Source organism: Bradyrhizobium sp. USDA 4449, assembly GCF_054056275.1.
In genome coordinates this window covers 7,266,517-7,282,309 of record NZ_JBSRYD010000001.1, presented here as the reverse complement: position 1 = coordinate 7,282,309, position 15,793 = coordinate 7,266,517, and the positions used below count along the sequence as shown (strand labels likewise).

The following is a 15,793-nucleotide window of genomic DNA, read 5'->3' as shown; positions in this document are numbered from 1 at the left end:
TCCTAGAAGACGAGGGGGCGCGCCCGTTGATGCGGGTGTGTGGGGAGGATCGGGTGAAACGCTATCGGCCGCATATCCTTGTCGTGATCGCTCTGGCGGTCGTGCTGTCCACCGGGTGGCATGGCCCGCTTCGCAACGTGCTCACGGATCTCCGTTTCGCCTGGCAGTCGCGTTCCGCGACCGGCAAGGTCGTCGTGGTCGCTATCGACGCCCCTTCGATCGATCAGATCGGCGTATGGCCCTGGCCACGCAGTCTGCACGCCGATCTCCTGCACCGGCTTGAGGCCGCCGGAGTGCAGGAGGTGGCTTTCGACATCGATTTCAGCACACCGTCTGATCCGGTTGCCGATGAAGCCTTCCTCACCGCGCTTCGCGAGGTGGGCGGCTCGACGATCCTGCCCTCGTTCAAGCAGCCGACGCCAAATGGTGGCGCGGCTCACATCAATCGTCCCCTGAAGCCGTTCGGCAACCAGTCGTGGCCGGCCGTCGTCAATGTCGCGGTTGAATCCGATGGGCTCGTTCGCCGCTATCCCGTCGGAGAGAAACTCGGCGATGCGCAGATTCCGTCGATGGCGGTGGTTTTGGCCGGACAGGACGCCAATCGACGGCCGCCTTTTCTGATCGACTTCAGCATCCGGGCGGCTTCGATTCCCGTCGTTTCCTATGTCGACGTGTTACGCGGCGATGCCGCAGCGCTCGACAAACTGCAGGACAAGAAGGTCATCGTTGGTGCCACGGCACTCGAACTGGGCGACCGCTTCAGCGTTCCGAACGGCCGCATCCTCGCCGGACCCGTTCTGCAGGCGATGGCAGCGGAATCTGTCCTTCAGAACCGGATGCTGCGCTGGACGTCCGATGCCGGCACAATTCTGAGTCTCGGCCTGATCTGCCTCATCATGTTGTATACTTGGCGCCGTGTCGCACCGGGGGCTCGCGTTGCGATCCTGGTCGCAGCGGGAGCAGGCATCGAACTCGCAGCCGTCCTTGTCCAGGAACGCTGGCCGGTTGTCGTTGATACGTCGCTGTTCCACATCGCGATCGTCGCCTATCTGGCGGCGATCGCGCTGGACGAGATCGACTTCCGCAGCCTGCTGGGGCGCATCGCCGAAAGCCGCTTTCACCGCATCGCGATGTCGCTGGGCGACGGTCTGGTCTGCACCGACGAAGATCATCGGATCACGGTCTGGAATCCCGGCGCGAGCGCGATCTTCGGCTATATGCCGACCGAGATGATCGGGCGCCCGTTTGAAACGCTTTGCGCGATCGCGGCCGATGGCGGCGGCAAGACTTTCGCCATGCGCGATGCAGCGCGCCAGGCCCTGTTGGTTCCCGGCGGGGCCGTCGTCGTCGAGTTCGAGGGCCGACGCAAGAATGGCGAAACTTTCCCCGTCGAGGCGAGCCTCTCGGGCTGGCAGGGAACGGACGGCTTCCAGTATGGCGCGATCATGCGGGACATTTCCGTGCGCAAGCGCGCGGCAGAGCGCGTCAGATATCTGGCCGAATATGACGCGCTGACGGGGCTCGCCAACCGCAACACGTTGCACGCGGGACTCATCGGTCTGATCGCTGCTGCGGACGGGCCTTCGGAGGTCGCGTTGCTCGTGCTCGGGCTCGATGGCTTTCAGCAGATCAACGACATGCTTGGACACGCGGCCGGCGACCTCGTGCTGCGCGCGGTGGCTGAGCGCCTGCGGACCCAAGCCGATAGCAAGGCACTCGTCGCCCGGCTCGGCGGCGACGAGTTTGCAATTGCGCTGGATTGCGCCGGTCTCGGTGAACCGATTGCTTCGTTGGCCGAGCGGATTGCGCGCGCGTTCGAGGCTCCGCTCGCAACGGGTACGCGCCAGCATCGGGTTAGGATCAGCATGGGTGTCGCCGTCTATCCCGACGGCGGACAAAGCGCGGACGATCTCCTCAGCAACGGCCATCTTGCGCTGAGCAAGGCCAAGCTGACGCGACGCGGCGGCCATGTGATCTTCGAGAGCGCGATCAGGCAGGAGCTGGAAAGCCGGCTGACGCTGGAGAGCGAACTGGCGCTTGCCGCAGACCGGGGCGAGTTCGAGCTGTTCTACCAGCCCCAGGTTCGCCTGGTCGATGGCGGCCTGGTCGGAGCCGAAGCGCTGATCCGCTGGCGGCATCCGGCGCGTGGCTACGTCTCGCCCGGCGAGTTCATGCCGGTCGTCAATACCTCGGCACTGTCCGAGCGGATCGCGAACTGGGTGATGGAGACCGCGGCCCGGCAGGCGCGCGCGTGGGAATTGTCGGGCAATGCTGTCCGCGTCGCCATCAATCTCTCGCCCTCGCAGCTCCAATCAGGCGAGCTCGCGCATTCGGTTGCGCAGTTGCTGAAAACGACGGGGCTCAGCCCGTCGCTGCTCGAGATCGAAGTCACCGAGGACATCCTGCTGCACGACGAGGATCGGGTCCTCGACATGTTCAAGCGTATCCAGCAGCTCGGTGTCCGCATTCTGTTCGATGATTTCGGAACGGGCTATGCAAGCCTGAGCTATCTGAAGAAGTTTCCGCTCGACGGCCTCAAGATCGACCGCTCCTTCGTGCTCGACCTGCTTTCGGATTCCGACGATGCTGCGATCGTCGGCTCGACCATCGGTCTCAGCAAGCAGCTTGGCCTGACGGTGGTTGCCGAAGGCATCGAGAATCGCGCGACGGCCGACTTCCTGGTCAGTATGGGCTGCGAGGAAGGGCAGGGCTATTTCTTCGGCCGTCCGATGCCTGCCGAGGCGTTCGGAAAGCAGTTCCTGGCGGCTGAGCCTGAAGCTGTCAGCGCGGCCTGAGCTGGCTCGATCGTCAGCGCCGGCGCGCAACCGCCACGCCGAAGAGGAACGCGACGAAGAGGCTGGCCAGGGGGGCTTCGCGCGTGATCGCCGCGACTGTGGCGAGCGGCCGGCCCGGCTTTCGTGCTTCATCAATGGCGTAAGTGAGGCGATCGACGGCGGCACGCAACCCACCGGCGACCTCGCCGAAGGTACGGGACACCTCGGTCGCTGCATCGATGGCGCGCTCGGCCATGCCGGGCTGGGGATTAGGCTGCGGTATGTCCATGCTCAAGCTCGCGACCTCCAGACCCGACGACAATTGAGGCCGGCACCTTTGGCTATCCGCGCGTGCGCTCGTTTTGAACAGCGGGCCCGAAGGCCTTTGGCTATCCGCGACATGCGCCGTCTTGAACGGCGGGTACCGGCCTTGGGGAGAAAATGCGGCGCGCGGGAATTTGTTCCGGCACCCCGTGAAACGGCGGGTGCGAATCTCTGTTACGCTGGTGCAGCCTTGCTGATCTCAGGAGATTGCCGTGACCGATCGAACCATCACGGATCGAGCCCGGCGCATCGCATTGCTGGGCGCGCCGATCGATATGGGCGCTTCGCAGCGCGGTACCCTGATGGGCCCTGCGGCGCTGCGGACCGCCGGCCTCGCAACAGTGCTCGAAAGCTTGGATTTCGAAGTCGTCGACTTCGGCGATCTCTCAATAGCCGAAGTCGGGGATCTCACCGACAGGCCGCCGCAGCAGGCCAATCATTACCGCGAAATCCAGCGCTGGACCCGCGTACTCAGTCGGCGCGGCTATGAGGTCGCGCAAACCGGTGCCCTGCCGATCTTCCTTGGCGGCGATCACACGTTGTCCATGGGGTCCGTCAATGCGATGTCGCGCCATTGGCAGGAGCGCGGCCGCGACCTGTTCGTGCTCTGGCTCGACGCGCATGCCGATTACAACACGCCGGAGACGACGATCACGGCCAATATGCACGGCATGTCGGCCGCGTTCCTTTGTGGCGAGGCCGGTCTCGATGGCCTGTTGGGAGATGTTCCACGCGCCTCGATCGATCCGGACAGGCTCGATCTGTTCGGCGCGCGCTCAATCGACAAGCTCGAGAAGGAGTTGATGCGCGCGCGTCGGATCAGGGTCGTCGACATGCGCCAGATCGACGAGTTCGGCGTCGCTGTGCTGATCCGGCGCGTTATCGAGCGCGTCAAAGCAAGCAACGGCGTGCTGCATGTCAGCTTCGACGTCGATTTTCTCGACCCGTGCGTCGCGCCGGGCGTCGGCACCACGGTACCCGGAGGGGCGACCTATCGGGAGGCACATCTGGTCATGGAGTTGCTGCACGATTCCGGCGTGGTGGGATCGGTCGACATCGTCGAGCTCAATCCGTTCCTGGATGAGCGCGGCCGCACCGCGCGCGCCGTCGTCGAACTGATCGGCAGCCTGTTCGGTCAGCAGATCACCGATCGGCCCACGCCCAGCAACGCGATCGCGCCGGGCGAGTGACGCAACTCATCGTGCGTTGCAAGAAATGGAGGAGGCCGGCCTAAGCCAGAGGCCCGCATTGGCCGGGAACTCGCTTGAGCCGGAGCGGAACTCGCGGGCCGCGCTTGAATTAACTCACGAGAGGAAAAATAGGTTATTCGATGAGGACCGACCGCTTCGCGAACTCCATCTCCTCAGCGCTTCGCCACCCCGGCGTGATCGCGTTGGTTGTGGCCGGCCTGACGATTGCTGCGATGCTGGTCGTCGATCACGGTCCCTGGAGCCGGGCCAAGACACAGCCGGCCCATGTCGCAATGTATGCGACCACTGGCGAGGCCGCCCGAGCGGCGGGCGCCAAGGTGCTTCCGACCGACCCAAAATCTCCGATTGAGCCGGAGCGGCCCGGGCCAAAGACGTCTCCGACCGTCAATCCGGTGACGCCCTAACGTTGAGCTCTTGCGGCCGCAGCTGAGGAAGCCGTTGCCGCCTTTGGCGGATGGCGCTCTCTCGACCGGTCAGATACCGCCATAACCACCTGTCGTCATGAAGTCTAGCCCATCACGGACGAGCCGAGCATGGCGAGGACGGCCAGCGCCATCAGCGCGGTGCCGAGCCATCCCAGCACGACGAGCCACGACCGCGCCTTGAAACGCCCCATGATCGCCTTGTTCGAGACGATGAGCATCATCATCGCCATGATCGGGACGGCCACGATACCGTTGAGAACGGCGCTCCACACCAGCATGTGAATCGAGTCGATTCCCGTGAAACCGAGACAGAAGCCGATCACGGTCGCGGCTGCGATGATGGTGTAGAAGCCGACCGCCTTCTCTGGCTTTGCTTCCAGCGTCGCGCGCCAGCCAAAGATTTCAGCAACGCCATAAGCCGCCGAGCCCGCCAGCACCGGGATCGCCAAAAGACCCGTGCCGATGATGCCGAGCGCGAACAGCGCGAAAGTGAAATCGCCGGCGAGCGGCCGTAGCGCCTCGGCCGCTTCGGTCGCGGAGTTGATGTTGGTGACGCCGTTTGCGTTCAGCACCGAGGCCGTGGTCAGGATGATGAAGAACGCGATGCAATTCGACAGCAGCATGCCAACGGAGGTGTCGGCCCTGATGCGTGCGATTTCGGGATCGCCGCCGCTCGGCAGATCGCGCAACGGCTTGTCGCGCTGGCCCTGATTCATCTCCTCGACCTCCTGGGAAGCCTGCCAGAAGAACAGATAGGGGCTGATCGTGGTGCCGAGCACTGCGACGACCATCATGAAATAGTCGCTGTTGACCGTCGCCTTCGGCCATACTGTGGCCAGCAGCGCCGTACCCCAGGGGATGTTCACCGTGAAGGCGGTGGCGACATAGGCGAACAGCGCCAACGTTAGGAATTTCAGCACCGGCGAGTAGCGGCGATAGGGCACGAACACCTGGAGCAGGGTCGAGCCTGCCGCGAAGATCAGCGCGTGCTCGTGGTTGAGCCCGCCGATGACCAGCGAGAGCGCTTCGGCCATCGCAGCGATGTCGGCGGCGATATTGAAGGTGTTGGCCACGACGAGCAGCGTCACGAGCCCCATCACGATCCAGCGCGGGGCGAGCTGCAGGACGTTGGCGGCTAGCCCCTTGCCCGTGACCCGGCCGATCCGCGCGCTGACGAGCTGGATCGCGATCATGAACGGCAGAGTCAGAAATACCGTCCAGAGCAGCCCGTAGCCGAATTGCGCGCCCGCTTGCGAATAGGTGGCGATGCCCGACGGGTCGTCGTCGGCGGCGCCCGTGATCAGGCCGGGTCCGAGCCGCTGCAGCAGCATCGGTGCCGACTTTGTCGGTGCGACGACGCTGTCGCTTTTGGAAGCTGGACGTTTGGACCGGTTCGACAGGGCTCACCTTCCGGAATTGCGAATTCAGCTATCAATCGCGATCGTAGCCGCAAAGTTCCATCGTCGCACGGCTTACGAGACGGAGCGTTGCGTGATTCCCTTGCTAGCACGTTGAGACTTTGGGGGGTACGAGCCTTGCCCCGCTTCCGCATGGACATGAGCGAGGTGTTCGTTCGCTGAACGACCCGCTCAGGACGATGGCGACAAATGCAGATAGCGGCCGTCGAACTGGGCGAGCTCCTGGAGCTTGTATTCGTTGAGTATCTTCACGGTGCCGCGCTGAAGCTCCAGAACGCCGTCGATGCGCAGCTCGCGCAGGATGCGGTTGGTATGAACGCTGGTCACGCCCATGGCTTCGCCGAACTGCTCTTGCGTCAGCGGAGCTTCAAACGTGTTGTCGATCACACGGCCGATCAGGCGCAGCCGCTCGCGCAACTCCACGATCAGATGGGCAAGCCGGTTGTAGGTCGAGCGCTGGCCGACATTGACGATCCACTCCCGGGATACAGCGGCATCCACCAGCGTGTCGCGCCAGAACATATCGCCGACACCAGGCTGCTGGCGGATGAGGTCGTTGAGCGCCCTGTTGGCCATGAAGGCCAACGTGCAGTCGGACAGCGCGATCAGGTCATGGTCGGCGGTCGCGAAATGCAGGTTTTGCAGATTGGGCAGATCGCCGGGAATGTGGATCGACAGGATCTGGCGCCTGCCGTCTGCGATCGTCTTGGAGCGAACGCAGAAGCCGTCCACGATCAGGCAACATTCGCTCGGCTGCTCGCCGTCGCGCAGCACGGTCTGGTTTTCGCGAAAGTTGCGGAGTGTGAACGGCAGCGCCGCGAGAGCTCGGAGGTCCCGGTCATCGGCACCGGTCGTCGTCTTCAGGCGCTGGAACAGCGGCGCCCAGATCATGTCGCTTGTCACGTCTCTCATTCCCCCACGCGCCTTAACGCGTGAGGCCAAAAAGCACAGACGCCGGCTCGCTGCGGACAACAAAGGTTAAGTGACGCGCGCCCGGCTTCTCTACATTGTGGATGATGGGTTAGCGAATGAGTCAAATACAACAAATGTTAAGTGACGCGGGTCTCGATGGGCCGCCGTTCGCTTTCGGAACCGCCGGTGGCCAGTGACGTTCTTTTGGGAGGAGGACGTCGGGATGGACCATCTGACGAAGCGCGAACAGCCGGACCGCAGCAAGATCAACATGCACGAGGCCTGGGAGGTCAAGTACTGGAGCCATGCACTCGGCGTCTCCAGGGAAGAGCTGCAACGGGCTGTCGACAAGGTCGGCAATTCAGCGGCGGCCGTCCGCAAGGAGCTGGCGCTGTGAGCCGGCCGGCGCGATCTACTTGATGCTGACGAACATGCCCCAGGCGGCCGCCAGCGCCGCGCCCGTGAAGACCACCAGCGGCCTGTCGCAGAACGCCCCGCCGTAGCTGCAGACGTCAGCGCCGAACGAACCAAGTTCGTGGCGGCCTGCCGAATAGAACAATCCCGAAAGTGCAAGCAACACGCCGGCGACGTAGTACATCGGCTCCCTCCTGAGCACGGACATGTGCCAGCGTGACGCGAACAGATTTCCTTCCGCCGAATCCGGCCGCGTGCATTCGATTAAAGCTTGACCCATCGGGAAAATGCAGGTCCTGCACCAGCGACGAAGCCGTTTTGAAACACGGCTGAAACCAGATCGTCCTGAACTCCGCCGGTGCTGGCCCCGACCAACTGAGCGAAAAGGAGATCACGATGATCCAGATTGGTTCGAAGGAAGAAGTCGCGTTGCTGCTCGCGCTGTTCGGGACGCATGCCCAGCCGGTCAGGAAGCCCAGGCCGAAGCCGCAGCAAGGCTGAGATGCGAATCCATGCCGGGTCTGGCCGATAGCCTGAGCTTTTTGCGTTTGCTGATTGCCAGGGGTGACCCGAAAGGCATTCCGCTGGCCATGGGCACGATCGACGACTATCTCGCGATGGCACCGGCCAGCGCACGCAGACGCGGTCTGCGCGTGCTGCAGCAGGATGCGATCGAGCTGCATGTCACGTCGGTCGGCGTGCAGCGCTCATTCGCCGAGACTGTGGACGCCTATATCGAGCGGAAGCTGGCGGAGGAGTGAGGCCTTCGGGTTTCCTGCTTCGGCTCCATCCTGAAGATCTGGCATCTCTCTTGCTGCATGATGTCTCCATACCGGCCCGGCCAGTCGGGCCGTTTCAGATTGAGGCGACCACATGCAAGCAACGTCCCGTTTCGAAGCGACCGCGTCCCTGCAGCTCCACGCTCTAATCTCCGACCTGCGCTGGCGGGTTCGGATGCTCGAGGGCGACATTGCCGAGGAGGAGCGCAACGCAGGGACGACCGATCCCGGCAGTCCGACCTATTCCATGCTTGCCCAGGCGTTACGTGCCCGCCGCGACAATTTGCGGACCTCGATCGCCCTGCTGGAGGCGCGGATCGAGCGGACGACGGGGCTGCAGCGAGCCGCCTAGCGGAGAGCTCCGTGTTCCCGGATCCTGCGTCCTGGGTCCTGTGCCAAGGTTCTTCGCCTGAAGCGATTCTTTCAGCAAGCCGATCTTGCGGCTGAGTTGCCAGACCTCGACCCCGCCGCGGCGCGCAAACCGCCGCGCATAAGCGAGCGCGGATGTATCGGACAGAGCCTCGAACGCCTCCGCGTTGCGGAAGAGGCCGTCTTCGCCGACCAGACAGGCACGATATTGCGCGCTCATGTCGGTGTCCTCAGGCCGGGCGAATGCAGCCAGGCATCGATCTGCATGGCCGTCTCGTCTTGCCGCGCGCGGCGCAACAGCGTCTCGCGGCGGCGTCCCGGCGCAAGCGTGCGGGCTTCCTCGCGCAATTGCGCCGCTTCTTCTGCTAGCCTCTCGTGAAGTGTCTTGGTTTGCTTGAAACGACGCCGCTTCAACATGGCGCTGCTCCCAAGTTCGAGGAAGACGGAGCGCGACCGGACGCTCTTATCACCGATGAACGTAAGTGGCCTTGTGGTGATGGTTAACTGTACGGCGCGTACTGAAGAGGAGTCCGTATCATTTGATAAATGGCCAAAAAGAATCCGTGATGATTGGATGGTGCAGTTTCGGCGTTTTGAGCCGCTTACTCATGCCGCGCCTTTGCGGGTCTAAAGTTCACTATTGAACAAAGGCAGCGTCGGGTCGTTTGCTCGGCCGAGGCTCTGCCAGTAGGAGCCGGCGGGTGAGAGACCGAGCGTGCTCCCGCCGGCCAAGCCAGCAGCATCGCCATACGGTCGCTCTCCGATCCGCCGCGTCCACAACGAGGCGTCCGCAATCTCGGCGCAGGACGCCCGACCCATTTCCGAGTGAAACTGGCGAGGGGCCGCAGCGCTGACCGCAAGCGGTGCCGCTTGCGCCTTTTAGGAACTTCCGCTTTCCGGCCGGACTTTGTTACGCGGCCGGTCTGCCGCCGATTGACCGGTCTGGAATGGCGGCTCCGGCGCCCAAGCCCCCGTCAACGCCGGGGCCGTCCTCCGTCGCGCAACGAGCTACGAGATGCGCGGCAGCGCTAATCGTCGCGGGAGAGATCGCCGGGCTTGGTCGGAATGCCGATGGTGCCGCCATCGCCGTGAACGAGATCGCGGTTCTTGTCGTCCGTCTCCGGTGCATCTTCGATCACAGCCTCTCGGGTGTCGCGTGTCTTGTCGATGCGCGGCTCCGGAGTGTGTCGCGAAATTGGCGATGTTGTCGAACCGATCTTCGATGTCATGGCCGATCCTCCTGATCGACCAACGCGCGCGCGCCCGATCGTTCGTTTGACACGTCGGGCAAAACACCGGCATGATGGCACCATAGAGAGAGTTTGGTTTAGCCCGCGCGGAGGGATCCGTAGCGGGCTTTTTCGTTCTCGAATGGAGTTGCTCATCTCCCGTGTGGATTGCCGAGCAGGTCGTCAGCGGAGCTTGCACAATGAACTTCCTGGTTCGCTCCCGCTCCAGCGGTTCGCAAAAGCCTAAGTGCCCGAAATTACGACCTAGACACTGTTCCCGTTTTGTTCTAAACCAATTCCCTCAACCTCTGAGCGAGCCTCGATCGACGTTGGCCCGTTCGCTCTTGGGAGGCGACGATGAGGAATTCATTTCTTGCTTTTGTATTGCTGGAACGTCCTGCAGCGCCTGTCATGGCGGCGCTCGCCGCTGCGCTTCGCACCCGGCACCCTGAGCTGGCCGCGGAGATCCATCCAAGCGATGCGGGTATCCGCCAGGATTCGGGGGGTGCGTCTGTCCTCCGCTGTGGCGATCAACTCATTACGGTGAAGTCGATGCCGACGCGCATTCCAGGGGATCCCGGGCTATGGTCGCGCGCAACTACGGCCTGGCCGGAGGCGAGGACAGTCGCGGCGCGGCACAGCGGTCATTTGATGGTCTCGGTGCTCGGACAAAACCAACAATTGTTGCCCACGGCTCGCCTGATGACCGCTGCTGTTGGTGCCTTGATAGCGACCATGCCGGAATGCTGCGCTGTGGTCTGGGATGGCAAGGCTGCACGACCTGCTGATCTTTGGCTGCATCTTTCCATGCAATCCTATGCACCGTCCCCTGTCTATCCGTTCCAGCTCTGGGTCGATGTTCTGCCTTTCCGCTCGCAGAAAGGCATTGGCTCAGTGACGATGGGACTGACCGCTTTTGCCGGCCGTGAGGTTGAGTTCGAGACGTCCAGGCGGGCGTTAGGGGCCTTGATCGAAAAGGTGGCGGGCCTTGTTGTCTATCTCATCGAACACGGACAAGTGCTCAGAGACGGCGACACATTCGGGGGCGATGCGAAGGAGCGTATCGTCGTTCGTTACAAGAATTCCGATCGGTTCAATGGCATGCCCGTGTTTCACTGTACCGATGGCTCGTTGGAGTAGTGCCACACGGGATGCCCATGCATCCTCTATCGAGAAGCGTTTGCGCAAGCCAAAGCCGAAAAAATTCTATCACGTCGGGCCCGATTTCAGGTTTCAGACGACGCCAGGATGGCAGATGGAAAATATCCCTGTTCACGAGCGCAAAGCCTGTGTCGATCGTTCGTCGATTGGTTGACAGATAGTCTTGCAGCGGCATTGGGGAAGGGGACTTCAGCTGAGGTTGATGCGGGCCGTCGAAGCACGGGGCCGTCGCATCGGATGGGAGAGTATCGTTTCGGATACAACGGACAATCGTTTCTCTGCGAACAACTTCATCAAGGCGGGTTACCGTCTCTTTGAACCTGAGATGCCCTGGGCTTGGTCCCATACGCTCTATTGGCAAAGGTCGCTTCGCTGAGTCGGGTTTCCGTGATGCGGAACGGGGCCTTGCACCGTCAAATTGCACAGCGCCTATATAGCCGGCCCTGTTCACCTGGAATGCCCTTTTGGGTTTGAAACGTCGTGGCTGAAGCACTTGCGCAGTCGGCTCAGCCGGGCTTTAAGTGCGCTAGCAGGAAATTCGGCGGGCACAAGCCGATGTAAGGGAGCGCCAAGGATGTCCACCAAGCCTCAATTGCCGGAACGTCCGTTGCGGGCGGCGGGAAAGCCAACTGCACTTGATGGTCTGCTGGTCATTGATTTCACGCGCGTGGTCGCGGGCCCCGCCTGCACGCAAACGCTCGCCGATTTCGGTGCGCGCGTCATCAAGATCGAAAACCCTGAGGGTGGCGACGACACGCGTGCCTATGAGCACGCCGAGATCGGCGGGGAGAGCGCGGCCTATCTCAGCCTGAATCGCAACAAAAATGGCATTGCGCTCGATCTCTCGGTGCCGGAGGCGCGCGAGGTCGCGCTGGATCTGATCCGCAAGGCGGATGTGGTGGTGGAAAATTTTTCCAGCGGGGTCATGAAGAAGTTCGGCCTCGACTACGAGGCTGTCGCTCCGCTCAACCCGCGGCTGATTTATTGCTCGATTTCGGCTTACGGACGTACCGGACCGTTCGCTTCACGCCCAGGTTTTGATCCCATCACGCAAGCCGAGAGCGGCTTCATGTCGCTCAACGGATTTGCGGATGGTCCGGCGGTGCGCACTGGACCGCCTGTTGTCGACATGGCGACGGGCATGTCCGCCTGCAATGCCATTCTGCTGGCGCTGCTGGCGCGGGATCGACTCGGCCGCGGCCAGCATGTGGAGGTCGCGTTGTTCGACGTCGCCATGGGCATGACTGGCTTCTACGGAATGGCCTATCTGATCAACGGTGAGAATCCCGGCCGGTTTGGCAATTCGCCGAGCGGATCTCCGACAGTCGGCGTCTACGAAGCCTCCAACGGTCCGCTTTACATGGCTTGCGCCAATGACCGGTTGTATCGCCGGCTGGTCGTGGAGGTGCTGAACCGCCCGGATCTCATCAACAATCGGCAATTCGCTACGCGGAAGGCGCGCTCCGAGAACAAGGAGTTGCTGCGCACTGCCATCGCGGAAGTGTTCGCGAGCGACACACTCGAGAACTGGATGGCGAAGATGAAGCTGGCCAATATTCCGGTTGGCTATCTCCGGACCGTGGAGGAGGGATTCAATGCGCCCGAGGCGCGCGAGCGCGCGCGCCTGAGCCGGATCCCGCATCGCACGGCGCAGTGGGTGCCGAATATCGAGCCGCCGATCAGCATGAGCCTCACAGCGGCGGTTGATCCCGTCGCCGCGCCGCTGTTAGGTGAGCATACCGAGGGCGTTATGCGCGAGACGCTTGGTTACGATGCCGACCGGATTGCCACTTTGACCCAAAAAGGGGCATTTGGCCTGCGCAAGGCCGCGACGTCGGACTGAGCACTGCGCCAGCTTGATTTGAAGTGGTTCCCGCCGCATAAATGCATGAGAGCGAGGGACGCGAATGGTGCCTGGTCAAGACCCGAGCATGGGGCAGTCGGTAGAGGCCGGCGAAAGAGCCTATGTAACGATGATTGCCAAGGCCCGCTCGCTCGTGCCGCAATTGCGTGAACGCGCAGCTCGCACCGAGGAGCTGCGGCATCTGCCACCGGAAACCGAACAGGACCTGCATGATGCCGGCCTGTTCCGGATGCTTCAGCCGCAGCGCGTCGGCGGCGCCGAGCTCGACTATGTCGCCCTGATCGATTGCGCGGAGTTGCTCGGACAAGCCGATGCATCGGTGGCCTGGAACCTTGCCAATCTGGCAAGCCATCATTGGATGCTCGGCATGTTCGAAGAACGTGCACAGGATCTGGTCTGGGGCAAGACCCCGGACGTGCTGATCGCGTCATCGTTCATTTTCCCCGCCGGCCGCGCCAGCAAGGTTGCGGGCGGATACCGGCTGCGCGGAAGTTGGCCGTTCTCGTCGGGCGTCGGGTCTTGCGCGTGGAACATGCTCGCAAGCGTCGTCGCATCCGACGACGAGGCCGATGGCATCGAATATCGCATCTTTTTGTTGCCGAAGGCCGACTACAAGATACTCGATACCTGGAACGTCGCGGGACTGCGCGGGACCGGGTCGTCGGATGTCGAAGTCAGGGATGCCTTTGTACCCGATTATATGACGGTCGCGGTGGGGGACCTTGCGGGAGGTCCGACGCCCGGAAGCAAGGTGAACCCCAGTCCGCTGTATGCGCTGCCGGTGTTCTCGTTGTTTCCTTATGTTCTTTCCGGCGTCGCGCTCGGGAATGCACAGGCGTGTCTGGACGATTATGCGGAGGTCGCGCGTCGCCGCATTTCGACGTACAACCGCGCCAAGCTGAGCGATTTCCAGAGTACGCAAATCAAGATCGCCGAAGCTTCCGCCAAGATCGATGCTGCGCGCCTCATCATGCGCTCGGCCTGCACCGAGGCGATGGAGAACGCACGGCGCAGCGAGACGCCCGATATGGTCACCAAAACCAGATATCGCCGTGACGGGGCATTCTCGGTCAATCTGTGTACGGACGCCGTCTCGATGCTGTTTGCCGCGAGCGGGGCGCGCGGCCTGTTCACGACGGGGGGGTTGCAGCGGCAATTTCGCGATGCGCATGCGATCAATTCGCACCTCGCATTCAATTTCGATGCGGCTGGAACCAATTATGGACGCGTGGTCCTCGGCCTGCCGTCCGAGAATCTCACCTTGTGAGGCCGGCCGATGAATGATCTGCCGAAGCAGCCGGCCGCTCCTGATCCAGCCAACGAGTTCGCGAGCGACAACTCGCAGATTGATCCACGTGATTTTCGCAACGCTCTCGGCACTTACGGAACTGGGGTAACGATCATCACGGCTACGGCTTCCGATGGAAAGCCGTATGGCATCACCTGCAATTCATTCGCCTCGGTCTCCTTGAACCCCCCGTTGGTTCTCTGGAGCCTCGGAGTTTACTCATCGAGCCTGACCGTTTTCCAGAATGCCACCCACTTCACGGTCCACGTGCTGGACACCTCGCAGCAGGCGCTGGCGAACAAATTCGCAAAATCGTCCGAAGACAAGTTTGCCGGCGTGGAGTGGGCGCCTGGCCTCGGCAATGCGCCGGTGCTTGCAGAGAGTGTGGCGAGTTTTCAGTGCAGATCCGTCAATCGCTATTACGGCGGCGATCACGTGATCTTTCTCGGTGCGGTCGAGGCCTATGCCTATAGCGCGAAAGAGCCGCTGCTGTTTGCGCGGGGGACGTATGGCCGGTTTCTGGCCGACGATGAACGCAAGAAGTCTCCTTAAGAGCGTTCAGCGGTCTGTGGCGGAGAGCTTGTAGATTTCCAGAGCGTCCGCGTCCGGGCCGCGTGCAGCCTTGGCCAGCCTGAAGATCTGGCCCGCGAGGGTCGCCATCGGCACCGGCGTTGATGTCGCCTGGGCCACATCGGCGACCGTATCGAGGTCCTTGAGCATTGTCGCTATGTGCCCGAGCGGCGGCGAGTGGATGCCCTGGACCATGCGCGGCACGAAGAGCTGAAGCGGGATCGAATCCGCAAAGCCGCCGGCGAGCGCCTCGGGCAGACGGCTTGCTTCAATTCCAGCGTTCGAGGCGAGGCGCGTTGCCTCCGCAAGGACAGCCATTGCGCATCCGACGATCACCTGATTGCAGAGTTTGGTGGTCTGGCCAGCCCCAGTCGGACCCATGTGGGTGAACCTACGTGCCATAGCCAGCACGTAAGGCCGCACTTTCTCGATATCGTCAGCCGCTCCGCCAGCCATGATGGCGAGCGTGCCTTCTTCTGCCCCCTTGGTGCCGCCGGACACCGGTGCATCGATCAAGCCGGCGCCGTTCGCCGCTTTCAATCGCGCTGCGAGCTCGCGCGCAGCATCCGGATGGATCGATGAGAAGTCGACCACGAGCTTGCCTGCGCCCGGAGCTGCTGCAAGACCCTCCGGCCCGAAGATAACCGCTTCGACGGCGGCTGCATCTGTCACGCACATAAAGACGATATCGGAGTTCGCCAGCAGGTCGCGAGGTGTGCCCGCGCGCTTGGCACCTGCGGCGACGAGGGGAGCGACTTTACCCTCCGAGCGGTTCCAGACACTGACGTCATGGCCGGCCTTGAGCAGGCGTCGGGTCATGGGCGTCCCCATCAGTCCAAGGCCGAGATAGCCAAGCCTCTCGACGCCTTGCGGGTTTGCCCTGCTCTCATCAGCCACAGGTTGCCTCCTTCTGTCGCAGCGCAACGGTGCGCGACCGCCGCCGCAACATCATAACGCATCTGGCAGCGAAACCGGACCGGTACGCATGGCTTGCCTGACTGTTTGAACCATGAAACATTTGGGGTTGGTCGGGTTTGGGTGGCGTCGATTGGCGC

Annotated in this window: 17 protein-coding genes and 1 pseudogene; 11 read left to right on the top strand and 7 right to left on the bottom strand. The window is 62.6% G+C overall.

What is annotated here, in order from left to right; translation table 11 throughout:
• Positions 1-53: 53 nt before the first annotated feature.
• On the top strand, positions 54-2,795 hold the full coding sequence (locus ACVIIW_RS34325; RefSeq protein WP_456704756.1) for an EAL domain-containing protein: 2,742 nt from the start codon (positions 54-56) through the stop codon (positions 2,793-2,795).
• Between the two features lie 13 nt (positions 2,796-2,808).
• Here ACVIIW_RS34325 and ACVIIW_RS34320 read toward each other — a convergent pair whose 3' ends face one another.
• Positions 2,809-3,063 carry a hypothetical protein gene (locus ACVIIW_RS34320; protein WP_456705337.1) on the bottom strand — a complete coding sequence of 85 codons (255 nt, stop codon included), beginning with the start codon at positions 3,061-3,063 and terminating at the stop codon, positions 2,809-2,811.
• A gap of 247 nt (positions 3,064-3,310) precedes the next feature.
• On the opposite strand from ACVIIW_RS34320, the gene rocF reads away from it, so the two are divergent.
• Positions 3,311-4,288, top strand: a complete 978-nt coding sequence (gene rocF / locus ACVIIW_RS34315) for an arginase (protein WP_456704755.1) — start codon at positions 3,311-3,313, stop codon at positions 4,286-4,288.
• 140 nt (positions 4,289-4,428) lie between these two features.
• A complete protein-coding gene (locus ACVIIW_RS34310) occupies positions 4,429-4,713 on the top strand; it encodes a hypothetical protein (protein WP_456704754.1) in 285 nt (94 codons plus the stop codon).
• Between the two features lie 104 nt (positions 4,714-4,817).
• Here ACVIIW_RS34310 and ACVIIW_RS34305 read toward each other — a convergent pair whose 3' ends face one another.
• Positions 4,818-6,065 carry an NRAMP family divalent metal transporter gene (locus ACVIIW_RS34305; RefSeq protein ID WP_456704753.1) on the bottom strand — a complete coding sequence of 416 codons (1,248 nt, stop codon included), beginning with the start codon at positions 6,063-6,065 and terminating at the stop codon, positions 4,818-4,820.
• 258 nt (positions 6,066-6,323) lie between these two features.
• A complete protein-coding gene (locus ACVIIW_RS34300; protein ID WP_456704752.1) occupies positions 6,324-7,064 on the bottom strand; it encodes a Crp/Fnr family transcriptional regulator in 741 nt (246 codons plus the stop codon).
• Between the two features lie 223 nt (positions 7,065-7,287).
• Between ACVIIW_RS34300 and ACVIIW_RS34295 the strand changes: the two genes are divergently transcribed.
• Positions 7,288-7,461, top strand: a complete 174-nt coding sequence (locus ACVIIW_RS34295) for a DUF3606 domain-containing protein (RefSeq protein ID WP_456704751.1) — start codon at positions 7,288-7,290, stop codon at positions 7,459-7,461.
• A gap of 15 nt (positions 7,462-7,476) precedes the next feature.
• Here the strand turns inward: ACVIIW_RS34295 and ACVIIW_RS34290 are convergent, their stop codons facing one another.
• Positions 7,477-7,662: a hypothetical protein gene (locus ACVIIW_RS34290; RefSeq protein ID WP_456704750.1), complete on the bottom strand. Its 186-nt coding sequence runs from the start codon at positions 7,660-7,662 to the stop codon at positions 7,477-7,479.
• Positions 7,663-7,990: 328 nt separating this feature from the next.
• Between ACVIIW_RS34290 and ACVIIW_RS34285 the strand changes: the two genes are divergently transcribed.
• Both ACVIIW_RS34285 and ACVIIW_RS34280 read left to right on the top strand, forming a co-directional pair.
• Positions 7,991-8,239: a hypothetical protein gene (locus ACVIIW_RS34285; protein ID WP_456704749.1), complete on the top strand. Its 249-nt coding sequence runs from the start codon at positions 7,991-7,993 to the stop codon at positions 8,237-8,239.
• Positions 8,240-8,351: 112 nt separating this feature from the next.
• The gene (locus ACVIIW_RS34280; RefSeq protein WP_456704748.1) at positions 8,352-8,609 is read left to right on the top strand and encodes a hypothetical protein; all 258 of its coding nucleotides are present in this window, start codon (positions 8,352-8,354) and stop codon (positions 8,607-8,609) included.
• Between the two features lie 233 nt (positions 8,610-8,842).
• Here the strand turns inward: ACVIIW_RS34280 and ACVIIW_RS34275 are convergent, their stop codons facing one another.
• Both ACVIIW_RS34275 and ACVIIW_RS34270 read right to left on the bottom strand, forming a co-directional pair.
• Positions 8,843-9,043, bottom strand: coding sequence for a hypothetical protein (locus ACVIIW_RS34275; protein ID WP_456704747.1), 201 nt, complete (start codon positions 9,041-9,043; stop codon positions 8,843-8,845).
• A gap of 611 nt (positions 9,044-9,654) precedes the next feature.
• Complete coding sequence (locus ACVIIW_RS34270; RefSeq protein ID WP_456704746.1) at positions 9,655-9,855, bottom strand: hypothetical protein; 201 nt, start codon at positions 9,853-9,855, stop codon at positions 9,655-9,657.
• A 357-nt stretch (positions 9,856-10,212) separates the two neighbouring features.
• On the opposite strand from ACVIIW_RS34270, the gene ACVIIW_RS34265 reads away from it, so the two are divergent.
• The 5 genes and pseudogenes from ACVIIW_RS34265 to ACVIIW_RS34245 all read left to right on the top strand — a co-directional run bounded on the left by ACVIIW_RS34265 (position 10,213) and on the right by ACVIIW_RS34245 (position 14,720).
• A complete protein-coding gene (locus ACVIIW_RS34265) occupies positions 10,213-10,995 on the top strand; it encodes a DUF4261 domain-containing protein (protein ID WP_456704745.1) in 783 nt (260 codons plus the stop codon).
• A 181-nt stretch (positions 10,996-11,176) separates the two neighbouring features.
• A pseudogene (locus tag ACVIIW_RS34260) lies at positions 11,177-11,392 on the top strand (GNAT family N-acetyltransferase); the annotation flags it as partial.
• Positions 11,393-11,590: 198 nt separating this feature from the next.
• The gene (locus ACVIIW_RS34255) at positions 11,591-12,859 is read left to right on the top strand and encodes a CaiB/BaiF CoA transferase family protein (RefSeq protein ID WP_456705336.1); all 1,269 of its coding nucleotides are present in this window, start codon (positions 11,591-11,593) and stop codon (positions 12,857-12,859) included.
• A gap of 88 nt (positions 12,860-12,947) precedes the next feature.
• The gene (locus ACVIIW_RS34250) at positions 12,948-14,147 is read left to right on the top strand and encodes an acyl-CoA dehydrogenase family protein (protein WP_456704744.1); all 1,200 of its coding nucleotides are present in this window, start codon (positions 12,948-12,950) and stop codon (positions 14,145-14,147) included.
• Positions 14,148-14,156: 9 nt separating this feature from the next.
• On the top strand, positions 14,157-14,720 hold the full coding sequence (locus tag ACVIIW_RS34245) for a flavin reductase family protein (RefSeq protein WP_456704743.1): 564 nt from the start codon (positions 14,157-14,159) through the stop codon (positions 14,718-14,720).
• Between the two features lie 6 nt (positions 14,721-14,726).
• On the opposite strand, the gene ACVIIW_RS34240 is transcribed toward ACVIIW_RS34245, so the two are convergent.
• A complete protein-coding gene (locus tag ACVIIW_RS34240) occupies positions 14,727-15,635 on the bottom strand; it encodes an NAD(P)-dependent oxidoreductase (RefSeq protein ID WP_456704742.1) in 909 nt (302 codons plus the stop codon).
• Positions 15,636-15,793: the final 158 nt, after the last annotated feature.

Coding starts and splice junctions, on each gene's coding strand:
- ACVIIW_RS34320 (WP_456705337.1), bottom strand. CDS start 3,063: ATGGACATACCGCAGCCTAATCCCCAGCCCGGCATGGCCGAGCGCGCC.
- ACVIIW_RS34310 (WP_456704754.1), top strand. CDS start 4,429: ATGAGGACCGACCGCTTCGCGAACTCCATCTCCTCAGCGCTTCGCCAC.
- ACVIIW_RS34305 (WP_456704753.1), bottom strand. CDS start 6,065: ATGCTGCTGCAGCGGCTCGGACCCGGCCTGATCACGGGCGCCGCCGAC.
- ACVIIW_RS34300 (WP_456704752.1), bottom strand. CDS start 7,064: ATGAGAGACGTGACAAGCGACATGATCTGGGCGCCGCTGTTCCAGCGC.
- ACVIIW_RS34295 (WP_456704751.1), top strand. CDS start 7,288: ATGGACCATCTGACGAAGCGCGAACAGCCGGACCGCAGCAAGATCAAC.
- ACVIIW_RS34290 (WP_456704750.1), bottom strand. CDS start 7,662: ATGTACTACGTCGCCGGCGTGTTGCTTGCACTTTCGGGATTGTTCTAT.
- ACVIIW_RS34285 (WP_456704749.1), top strand. CDS start 7,991: ATGCCGGGTCTGGCCGATAGCCTGAGCTTTTTGCGTTTGCTGATTGCC.
- ACVIIW_RS34280 (WP_456704748.1), top strand. CDS start 8,352: ATGCAAGCAACGTCCCGTTTCGAAGCGACCGCGTCCCTGCAGCTCCAC.
- ACVIIW_RS34275 (WP_456704747.1), bottom strand. CDS start 9,043: ATGTTGAAGCGGCGTCGTTTCAAGCAAACCAAGACACTTCACGAGAGG.
- ACVIIW_RS34270 (WP_456704746.1), bottom strand. CDS start 9,855: ATGACATCGAAGATCGGTTCGACAACATCGCCAATTTCGCGACACACT.
- ACVIIW_RS34265 (WP_456704745.1), top strand. CDS start 10,213: ATGAGGAATTCATTTCTTGCTTTTGTATTGCTGGAACGTCCTGCAGCG.
- ACVIIW_RS34255 (WP_456705336.1), top strand. CDS start 11,591: ATGTCCACCAAGCCTCAATTGCCGGAACGTCCGTTGCGGGCGGCGGGA.
- ACVIIW_RS34250 (WP_456704744.1), top strand. CDS start 12,948: ATGGGGCAGTCGGTAGAGGCCGGCGAAAGAGCCTATGTAACGATGATT.
- ACVIIW_RS34245 (WP_456704743.1), top strand. CDS start 14,157: ATGAATGATCTGCCGAAGCAGCCGGCCGCTCCTGATCCAGCCAACGAG.